At 61.5% G+C, this 8,413-nt stretch carries 6 protein-coding genes; 2 read left to right on the top strand and 4 right to left on the bottom strand.

Features of this window, described 5'->3' with window-relative positions; all coding sequences use genetic code 11:
- Positions 1-96: 96 nt before the first annotated feature.
- Entirely contained in the window at positions 97-981 is an 885-nt protein-coding gene (locus QMX86_RS17135) for a LysR substrate-binding domain-containing protein (protein WP_273527349.1), read from the bottom strand.
- A gap of 157 nt (positions 982-1,138) precedes the next feature.
- Between QMX86_RS17135 and QMX86_RS17130 the strand changes: the two genes are divergently transcribed.
- Complete coding sequence (locus tag QMX86_RS17130; protein ID WP_282387257.1) at positions 1,139-4,165, top strand: FAD-binding and (Fe-S)-binding domain-containing protein; 3,027 nt, start codon at positions 1,139-1,141, stop codon at positions 4,163-4,165.
- Here the strand turns inward: QMX86_RS17130 and QMX86_RS17125 are convergent.
- On the bottom strand, positions 4,098-4,784 hold the full coding sequence (locus QMX86_RS17125) for a paraquat-inducible protein A (RefSeq protein WP_110645621.1): 687 nt from the start codon (positions 4,782-4,784) through the stop codon (positions 4,098-4,100). The genes QMX86_RS17130 and QMX86_RS17125 overlap by 68 nt on opposite strands.
- Positions 4,781-5,377, bottom strand: a complete 597-nt coding sequence (locus QMX86_RS17120; protein WP_110645622.1) for a paraquat-inducible protein A — start codon at positions 5,375-5,377, stop codon at positions 4,781-4,783. The genes QMX86_RS17125 and QMX86_RS17120 overlap by 4 nt, the downstream gene beginning before the upstream one ends.
- Positions 5,378-5,547: 170 nt before the next feature.
- Between QMX86_RS17120 and QMX86_RS17115 the strand changes: the two genes are divergently transcribed.
- The gene (locus QMX86_RS17115; RefSeq protein WP_282387253.1) at positions 5,548-6,717 is read left to right on the top strand and encodes a DUF1624 domain-containing protein; all 1,170 of its coding nucleotides are present in this window, start codon (positions 5,548-5,550) and stop codon (positions 6,715-6,717) included.
- A gap of 252 nt (positions 6,718-6,969) precedes the next feature.
- Here QMX86_RS17115 and QMX86_RS17110 read toward each other — a convergent pair whose 3' ends face one another.
- Positions 6,970-8,361, bottom strand: a complete 1,392-nt coding sequence (locus tag QMX86_RS17110; protein WP_282384683.1) for an aldehyde dehydrogenase family protein — start codon at positions 8,359-8,361, stop codon at positions 6,970-6,972.
- Positions 8,362-8,413: the final 52 nt, after the last annotated feature.

Genomic DNA, 8,413 nt, shown 5'->3' with positions numbered 1-8,413 from the left:
GGGCAAGCCCGCTCCCACAGGGTCTTTGTCGGATGCAAAATTTGTGAGCGACACAATACCTGTGGGAGCGGGCTTGCCCGCGATGGGGCCCACGAGTCAAAGCGTCTCGAGCAGCCAATCCCGAAACGCTCTCAACGAAGGCAGATTCTCATTACGCGGCGGGTACACCAGGTAATAGCTGCGTCGGCTGGTAATCGGCTCTCCCAGTTGCAGCAATTCGCCCTTGAGCAATTCGTCTTCGACCAGAATTCGCGGCACCAGGCCGACGCCGATATTGGCGCGTACTGCCTGAATCAAGTGCGAGGTCATTTCGAAGCTCGGCCCGATCCGCATGCTGCGATGCGGCAGTTGATGATGGCTGAACCATTCTGCCCATGCCTGGGCATTGCTGCTGACGTTGAGCAGCAACTGCCCGGCAATGTGCCGCTCGGCTTCGTCGCGTTCAGTCGCCGACAGCTGCGCGCTGGCAATCGCCACCAATTCTTCGGTGTGCAGGGGCAGGGCGGTCAGGCCTGGCCATTCACCCCCGCCGACGCAGATCGCCGCGTCGATTTCGCTGGTGTCGAAGTCGATGGTTTCGATCCGCGAATGCAGGTGCACGGTCGTGCCCGGGTGCGCCGTGTAGAAATCCTTCAACCGTGGCAGCAGCCATTTCGAACCGAAGGTCGGCAGCGTCGCCAAGCGCAGGCTATGGATACCCGAACCAAACGCCATTGCCTGCAAGGTTGCGCTGCGAATCTGTCCGAGGGCTTCGCTGAGCTCGCGCTGATACATGCGCCCGACATCCGTCAGCACCACCTGCCGGCCTTCACGGCTGAACAGACGCATGCCGAGCATCTTCTCGAGAATCTGTACCTGGCGACTGACCGCGCTCTGCGTCAGTGACAGTTCATGGGCGGCGCGGGTGTAGCTCTCGTGTCGAGCGGCGGCCTCGAAAGCCAGCAGCAGCGACATGGACGGTGTGAGGGTGCGCGGATTCATTCGTAAAACTCATCGATAGCGGGTCGAAATTACGCTTGTTCCATGGCTGGCCAGCAATGAACATGGGCGCAATCAGATGGCGGAGCCTGACGCAATCATTCCTTGCGCACAACTGTTCACCGCCACACAGCCCGATTTGACCGAGATGACCCGACCGATGATTGCCCAGCTGTCGCCTGCCAAAGCCCTGACCGGCGATTACCAACAATTCCTCGCCGCCCTGAAAGACAGCGGCTTTCGCGGGGAAATCAGCGCTGATTACGCCAGTCGCGTGGTGCTCGCGACCGACAACTCGATCTACCAACGCCTGCCGCAAGCCGCTGTGTTTCCGCTGGACGCCGAAGACGTTGCACGGGTGGCGCGGCTGATTGCCGAACCGGCGTACGAGAAAGTGGTGATCACCCCCCGTGGCGGTGGCACCGGCACCAACGGCCAATCGCTGACGGACGGCATCGTCGTCGACCTGTCGCGGCACATGAATCGCATTCTGGAAATCAACGTTGAACAGCGCTGGGTGCGGGTGCAGGCCGGGGTGGTCAAGGATCAGCTCAACGCCGCGTTGAAATCCGCCGGGCTGTTCTTCGCCCCGGAACTGTCGACCTCGAACCGCGCCACGGTCGGCGGCATGATCAACACCGACGCCAGCGGCCAGGGCAGTTGCACCTACGGCAAGACCCGCGACCATGTGCTGGAGCTTGAGATGATCCTGCGCGGCGGCGAGCGTCTGCACGGCCTGCCGCTGGCCGAGGATGAGCTTGCAGCGCAGTGCGCCCGCGATGATCGCGTCGGCGAAGTCTATCGTTGTGCGCGGCAGATCATTGATGAACAGGGCGAGCTGATCAAGGCACGCTTTCCCGATCTCAACCGCTGCCTGACCGGTTATGACCTGGCGCATCTGCGCGAGGCCGATCAGCGCTTCAACCTCAACAGCGTGCTCTGTGGCGCTGAAGGCTCGCTGGGCTTCGTTGTCGAAGCGCGACTCAACGTGCTGCCGATTCCCAAGCACACCATGCTGGTCAACATCCGCTACGCCGGGTTCATGGATGCCTTGCGCGATGCGCGGGCGTTGATGGCGCTCAAGCCGTTGTCGATTGAAACCGTCGACTCCAAGGTCTTGCTGCTGGCGATGCAGGACATCGTCTGGCACGGCGTTGCCGAATATTTTCCGGAAAACGCTGAGCGGCCGACTCTGGGCATCAATCTGGTCGAGTTCTGCGGTGACGATCCCGAAGATCTGCAACGCCGCGTCGAAGCGTTCCTCGAACATCTGCAAAACGACCGCACCGTGGAGCGCCTGGGCCATACGCTGGCGGTTGGTCAGGCAGCGGTGAACAAGGTTTACGGCATGCGCAAACGGGCGGTGGGCCTGCTCGGCAACGTCGCCGGTGAAGCCCGCCCGCAGCCGTTCGTTGAAGACACCGCAGTGCCGCCGCAGCATTTGGCCGAATACATCGCCGAACTGCGCGACCTGCTCGACAGCCACGGCTTGCAGTACGGCATGTTCGGCCATGTCGACGCCGGCGTACTGCATGTGCGGCCGATCCTCGACATGAAAGACCCGCAGCAAGCGGCCCTGGTACGCCCGGTGTCCGATGGCGTCGCCGCTTTGACCCAGCGCTACGGCGGTCTGCTCTGGGGCGAGCATGGCAAGGGCCTGCGTTCGGAATACGCGCCGGCATTCTTCGGCGAGTTGTACCCGGCGCTGCAAGCCTTGAAAGCGGCGTTCGACCCGTTCAACCAGTTCAATCCGGGCAAAATCGCCACGCCGGCCAACAGCGGATCGGCACTGCTGAAGATCGACGAAGTGGCCCTGCGCGGCGAGCTGGATCGGCAGATCGACGAGAAAGTCTGGCAAAGCTACGGCGCGGCCATGCATTGCAATGGCAACGGCGCCTGCTACAACTTCGATCCTGATGACGCCATGTGCCCGTCGTGGAAAGCCACCCGCGAACGCGCGCAATCGCCCAAGGGCCGCGCTTCGCTGATTCGCGAATGGCTGCGGTTGCAGGGCGAGGCGGGCGTCGATGTGCTCTCGGACGCAATCCGTAAACCGGCGTTTTTCAGCACGCTGTGGCAGCGCTGGCGCAACAGTCGCGATCCATCGGCGGATTTTTCCCATGAGGTGTACGACGCCATGGCCGGTTGCCTGGCCTGTAAATCCTGCGCGGGGCAGTGCCCGGTGAAGGTCAACGTGCCGGAATTCCGCTCGCGTTTTCTCGAGCTGTATCACAGTCGTTATCTGCGTCCGGCCCGGGATTACCTGATTGCCTCGCTGGAATACACCATTCCCTACATGGCGCGTATTCCGGCGCTGTACAACGGCTTGATGGGCGCGGGCTGGGTGCGTGGCGCACTGGCGCGGATCGGTGGCATGGTCGATGTGCCGCTGCTCAGCCGTTTCGATTTCCATGCGGCGATGCGCCGTTGGCAGGTGCAGCCGGCAACTGTCGCAACGCTGTCGGCGCTAACCCCAGGGCAGCGCGAACGCAGCGTGGTCATCGTGCAGGATGCCTTCACCCGCTACTTCGAAGCGCCGCTGCTGGCTGATCTGGTCGAGCTGATTTCGCGCCTGGGTTATCAGGTCTATCTCGCGCCGTTCAGCGCCAACGGCAAGCCGCTGCACGTGCAGGGCTTTCTCTCGGCGTTCAATCGCGCGGCGTTGCGTAACGCTGAGCAGTTGCAGGCGCTGGCGCAGACCGGCGTGCCGCTGCTGGGGCTGGATCCGGCGATGACTCTGGTCTATCGCCAGGAATACCTGAAAGTACCGGGCCTGAATGAGTGCCCAGAAGTAGCGCTGGTGCAGGAGTGGTTACTCAAGGTCATGCCGGAGCAGGCGCCTGAGGCTCAGCCCAAAGCGTTTCGTCTGCTCGCCCATTGCACGGAGAAAACCAACGCGCCGGCCGCGACCCGCCAGTGGGAACAGGTCTTCGAACGTGCCGGTCTGAAGCTGGCCACGCAGGCTACCGGTTGCTGCGGCATGTCCGGCACCTACGGCCACGAAGCACGTAATCGCCAGACCTCGGCCGTTATTTACGAGCAGTCGTGGGCGCGTCAGGTGCAGGCTCCGGCGGAGCAGGGCGAGGCGTTGGCGACCGGCTACTCCTGCCGCAGCCAGGTCAAGCGCCAGTCGGATCAGGCGCTGCGCCATCCGTTGCAGGTGCTGCTCCAGACGCTGCGTCGCTGACCGTGTCGCTGGTGTCCTTGTCCCAGATCAGGCGCGGGTCGAAACTCATCGCCGCGAGCATGGTGAACACCACGACCAGGCCGAAGAACAGGATGCCCGGTCGTGGCTCGATATCGCCCAGCGCCTGGAATTTCACCAGCGCCGCGACCAGCGCGACCACCAGTACGTCGAGCATCGACCAGTAGCCGATCAGTTCGACGAAGCGGTACAGCTTCGAACGCTCCCTGCGCGCCCAATCGCTGTTGCGCTGTACGGTGACCAGCAGCAAGGTCAGGGCGACGAACTTGACCCCCGGCACCGCGATACTGGCGATGAAAATGATCAGGGCGATGTCCCACGCCCCGGCCTCCCAGAACTCCAGCACGCCACTCATGATCGTGCTGTCGGCGCCGTTGCCAAGCATCACCGTATTCATCACCGGCAGCAGATTGGCCGGGATATAAAAGGCCAGGGCGGCGAGCATGTACGCCCAGGTTCGCGTCAGCGAATTGGTTTTGCGCCGATGCAGCGGCGCATCGCAGCGCGGGCACTCGTGTGGCTCGTCGGTCATATCGCAGGCTAGGCCACAGCTGTGGCACAGGCATAAATTGAGTTCACTGGCGGTCGGTGGACGCTTCATAAAATGTCCCAGAGTTCACGGATGTCACGGCCGGCAATGCGGATCATCATCAGGCTCAGCACCGCCAGGGCGAACAGGCCGATCCCCGGCAGCACATCGAGCAGGCCGGCGAGTTTGAACACCGCGACCATCGCCCCCAGCAGACACACCTCAAGCATGCTCCACGGGCGCAGGGTTTCCAGCCAGCGCATGCACAGATTGAACCCCGGTGCCCGGCGCAGGCCGAGGGCAAAACTCAACACCCAGATCAACAACACCAACTGAAATGCCGGGGCAATGATGATTGCGATCGCCGCGACCATCGCGATAAAGGTGATCGGTCCCTGGCTCAGCGCGAGCACCGAATCCCATAGGGTCGCGCTGTTTTTCATGCCTTTGAGGCTGATGCTCATCACCGGATAGAAATTGGCGAACAGCCACAGCATCGCGGCCGTGAACGTCAGGGCCAGACGCTGCTCGATGGTCAGGCCGTTGAAGCGCTGCAGCACGCCACCGCAGCGCACGCACAGGGTTTTCTGGTGTTTGCCGAGCACGACTTTCTCGTACACACAATCACAGTGCTCGCAGATGATCAGGTGTTCGGTGTTGACCATGGACAGCGCTCAAGGGCAGGGCGGACCTGTTCACTATAGAAGGCTGGCGCTGATGGGCAACTTCGATGGTGCATGTTTGGGTTTTGTTTTTCTGGTGTTATAAGGTAACGCGAAATTTGCGGGCGGCGTTGTGGCTGTCCGGTGTTATTCCTCTCGATTGCGAAAGACCCATGACCCCTGTGCTTCCCCGTTCTGCCCCATTGACGACTGGCCGGCTGCTATCCATTGATGCGCTCAGAGGCCTGGTGATCCTGTTCATGCTGCTCGATCACGTACGTGAAACCTTCCTGTTGCACCGACAGGTCTCCGATCCGATGGACATCGCCAGCACCGAGCCGGCGCTGTTTTTCAGCCGCACTCTGGCGCATCTGTGTGCGCCGGTGTTTGTCTTGCTGACCGGTTTGTCGGCATGGCTCTACGGCGAAAAATACTCCGGCAAAGCCGATGTCAGCGCATTTCTGTTCAAACGCGGATTGTTCCTCGTGGCGCTGGAATTCACTTTGGTCAACTTCGCCTGGACGTTCCAGTTGCCGCCGAGCGTGATTTACCTGCAAGTGATCTGGGCGATCGGCCTGAGCATGATCGCGCTGGCGCTGCTGGTCTGGTTGCCACGTGCGCTGCTGCTGACGCTGAGCGTGGCGATCATCGCCGGGCACAACTTGCTTGATACGCTGCATTTCCCGGTCGAGTCGGCGCTGCATGTGCCTTGGGCGATTCTGCATGATCGAGGCTGGATCGAGATCAGCGAAACCCTGCGCCTGCGCACCTCGTACCCGCTGCTGCCGTGGATTGGTGTAATCGGCCTGGGCTATGCGCTCGGGCCGTGGTTTGCTCGCGGCATGGACGCGGCGGTGCGTCAGCGTCGTTTGCTGATTGCCGGGGTCGGTGGATTGCTGGGATTTGTGGTGCTGCGCTTGATTAACGGCTACGGCGAAAAACCGTGGGCGATCAGCGATTCGCTGGTGCAGACACTGATGAGCTTTTTCAACATCACCAAATACCCGCCATCGCTGCTGTTCATCGCGCTGACTGTGAGCGTGGGGCTGTTGCTGTTGCTCGCCTTTGAGCGCGTGCAGAGTCGCCGCTGGATTGGCTGGCTGACGGTGTTCGGCTCGGCACCGATGTTTTTCTATCTGCTGCACTTGTATGTGTTGAAGGTGTTGTACCTGATCGGTGTGGCGCTGTTCGGCCTGAATCAGGGCAGCTATTTCGGCTTTTCGACGGTGACGGCGGTGTGGCTGGCGGCGGTGGTTCTTGCCGTGGTGCTGTTCCCGGCGGTGCGCTGGTTCTCTGCATTGAAAGCGCGGCGCCGCGACATCAGCTGGCTGAAATATCTGTAAATTGCGTGGACTTGTGGGAGTGAGCTTGCTCACGAAAGCGGTGAATCAGTCGGTATAAATGCTGGCTGATGCACCGCCATCGCTGGCAAGCCAGCTCCCACAGGATTCTATGGTGTTTGCTGTATCAGTTTCCACCGCAGTATTTGTGGGAGCTGGCTTGCCAGCGATGGCTCCGGTGGATTCGGCATCTTCATCGCTTGATACACCGCTTTCGCGAGCAGGCTCGCTCCCACAGGTTTTACAGCACCCGGCTTATTTACGATCCAGCCATACGGTCTGCGCATTGCAGAATTCCCGTACGCCAAAGTGCGACAGCTCACGACCGAAGCCGCTTTTTTTCACGCCGCCGAAGGTCACACGCGGATCGCTCGCCGAGTAGCCGTTGATGAACACGCCGCCGGTTTCCAGTTCGCTGGTCAGTTGCTCGGCCAGTGCGACGTTGGCGGTGTAGATCGTGGCAGTCAGGCCGAAATCGCTGTCGTTGGCCAAGGCTACGGCGTGTGCGCAATCGCGGGCGGTGATGATCGAAGCGACCGGGCCAAACAGCTCTTGCTTGAACGAAGTCATGCGGTCGGTCACATCGGCTAGTACGGTCGGTTCGTAGAAGTTGCCGCCGCCCTCGGCTTTTCTGCCGCCGAGCAGCAGCTTCGCGCCTTCCTCTAACGTGTCACGCACTTGCTGATCGAGTTCATCACGCAGATCGAAGCGCGCCATCGGCCCGATATAGGTGTCCGCATTCAGCGGATCGCCCACCTTCAACTGGCGTGTCGCTTCAACGAACTTGCGGGTGAACTCTTCGACAACACCTTGTTCGATGATCAGACGCTTGGCAGCCGCGCAAACCTGGCCGGAGTTCTGATAACGACCGACCACCGCCGCGTGCACCGCCTCATCCAGATCAGCATCGTTGAGCACGATGAACGGATCGGAGCCGCCGAGTTCCAGCACGCATTTCTTCAATGCCGCACCGGCCTGAGCACCGATGGCCATGCCGGCGCGGACGCTGCCGGTCAGGGTCACGGCGGCAATGCGCGGATCGGCGATGGCGCTGGAAACGCCTTCCGGGGTGACGTTGATCACTTCAAACACGCCATCGGGAAAACCGGCGCGGACGAACGCATCGCGCAGCAGGTAAGCGCTGCCCATCACGTTTGGCGCATGCTTGAGCACGTAAGTGTTGCCAGCGATCAACGTCGGCACCGCGCCGCGCAGCACTTGCCAGATCGGGAAATTCCACGGCATCACCGCCAGAATCGGCCCCAGCGGACGGTACTCGATACGCGCCTTGCCGCCTTCAACCAGGGTGGCTTCGGCGTCGAGCATGGCTGGACCGTGTTCGGCGTACCACTCGCAGAGCTTGGCGCATTTCTCGATTTCGCCACGGGCCTGGGCGATCGGCTTGCCCATTTCCCGGGTGATCATGGTTGCCATCGCTTCTGAGGTTTCACGCAGCGCGCCGGCGAGGGCGGTCAACAGGCGCGAACGATCCTGCAGCGGCTTGCGCTTCCACTTGCCGAAAGCGAAGGCAGCGCGAGTCAGTGCCGCATCAAGGGCAGCGGCGGATTCAAACGCGTAATGACCGATCTGCTCGCCGGTGGCCGGGTTGATCGAGATGGCGTGGGTCTGGCTGGAAATCTGGCTCATTGACGTTGTCCTGTAGGTTCGTCGGATGGGCCTAGAGTAGGGTGGCGTTAGT

The organism is Pseudomonas sp. PS01270 (assembly GCF_029959775.1).
Lineage (GTDB): Bacteria > Pseudomonadota > Gammaproteobacteria > Pseudomonadales > Pseudomonadaceae > Aquipseudomonas > Aquipseudomonas atacamensis.
The sequence above is the reverse complement of the archived record's forward strand: the minus strand, read 5'-3'. Positions and strand labels throughout refer to the sequence as shown.

Excerpts from the sequence above, each read along its gene's own strand:
- QMX86_RS17135 (WP_273527349.1), bottom strand. The coding sequence starts at position 981 with ATGAATCCGCGCACCCTCACACCGTCCATGTCGCTGCTGCTGGCTTTC.
- QMX86_RS17130 (WP_282387257.1), top strand. The coding sequence starts at position 1,139 with ATGATTGCCCAGCTGTCGCCTGCCAAAGCCCTGACCGGCGATTACCAA.
- QMX86_RS17125 (WP_110645621.1), bottom strand. The coding sequence starts at position 4,784 with ATGAAGCGTCCACCGACCGCCAGTGAACTCAATTTATGCCTGTGCCAC.
- QMX86_RS17120 (WP_110645622.1), bottom strand. The coding sequence starts at position 5,377 with ATGGTCAACACCGAACACCTGATCATCTGCGAGCACTGTGATTGTGTG.
- QMX86_RS17115 (WP_282387253.1), top strand. The coding sequence starts at position 5,548 with ATGACCCCTGTGCTTCCCCGTTCTGCCCCATTGACGACTGGCCGGCTG.
- QMX86_RS17110 (WP_282384683.1), bottom strand. The coding sequence starts at position 8,361 with ATGAGCCAGATTTCCAGCCAGACCCACGCCATCTCGATCAACCCGGCC.